Source organism: Oleiphilus sp. HI0066, from assembly GCF_001635725.1.
Window position 1 is genome coordinate 1 of the sequence record NZ_LWFH01001413.1, and the last position, 1,245, is coordinate 1,245.

Annotated in this window: 1 protein-coding gene and 1 pseudogene; one reads left to right on the forward strand and one right to left on the reverse strand. The window is 42.6% G+C overall.

Features of this window, described 5'->3' with window-relative positions; translation table 11 throughout:
- The first annotated feature begins 26 nt into the window (after positions 1-26).
- Positions 27-464 (forward strand): annotated as a pseudogene (locus A3738_RS21500) (NAD(P)H-dependent oxidoreductase).
- A gap of 36 nt (positions 465-500) precedes the next feature.
- Here the strand turns inward: A3738_RS21500 and A3738_RS21505 are convergent.
- Entirely contained in the window at positions 501-1,070 is a 570-nt protein-coding gene (locus A3738_RS21505; protein ID WP_068477127.1) for an ABC transporter substrate-binding protein, read from the reverse strand.
- Between the last annotated feature and the right edge of the window lie 175 nt (positions 1,071-1,245).

The window sequence follows — 1,245 nt, forward strand, 5'->3', positions numbered from 1 at the left end:
TTGTAAATTCTGCAGAAGAATATGATGTGGATGAACAAGTTGCGAATCATGTTTGGGCTGATGTTGTGATTCTTCAAACGCCTGTGAATTGGATGGGCGTGACATGGACATTCAAAAAATATATTGATGAAGTCTACACGGCTGGTATGGGTGGCTAGTTGTGTAACGATGATGGGCGTACCCACGAAGAACCTAAGAAAAACTATGGCGGTGGAGGCATAGCAGCGGGTAAAAAATATATGCTGTCATTAACTTTCAACGCACCCGAAGAAGCGTTTAATGACCCAGGTGAATATTTATTCCAAGGCAAAACGGTTGATGATTTGTTCTTCCCGATGCATGTGAATTTTCGGTTCTTCGCAATGGAGCCGCTTGAAACGTTCGTGGCCTATGACGTGATGAAAAAACCAAGCGTCGATGACGACCTTAAACGATTTGAAGCACATTTAGATCGCATTTTTTAGAGCACTGTTTGGGGCCTCTATTTTAAAGTGGGGGCCTTAATCTGAAACTTCATAGAAACCATTTCGCGATTGTTTTAGAAACTTTTCATAGTCCCCAGATTTTCTCAATTTCGTTAGTCCTTTATTGAATGCTGACATGATACTTTCTGCGTCTGGAGTGAGCTTACTAATCAATAAATGGAATGTGGTCGGCTGATAAGAGGGACGCATTTGAGGGGTGTAAGTTAACTGATCAATTTCTTCTTGNGTGAATTCGCTTTGCAACAGCCCATAACCGGTGTTTAAGCTTGCTGGGAAAGCACCTATTCGTCCACGCAGTAATTTTTTGAAGTTTAATGAATCTGTTTCTGATCGCTCTACCTGAATCAAACCCTCTGTTTCATATTTTCTGAAGTTCGATAGATAGGTATATCCGATCGTCGCCCCGACTTTAATGTCTTTTAGACTTTCCCAGTTCTCAGCTTCCCAAGGAATCGGTGCATCTTTTTGATAGAACACAACCGGAACATCCGTAATAACGGTATCGCTATACAAAAAGTCCGCAAAGCGTTCATCTTTTTTGGACCACACGAATGTCCCATCAATGCTTGCGTTTTTAGCAAGCAAATAACCGCGCTTTCATGGGTAGTATTCCAGCTCCATTTGTATGTCTTGCGTTTTAAAATGCTTGGCTAACGATGCGCGCCACGACACCGCCGTGTTTGAGGTTTTGTGACTGGAATGGCAGCCATTCGCCACTGCTTAACACAACGGTCTGTTGGGCTTTTAATATTGCACTGGC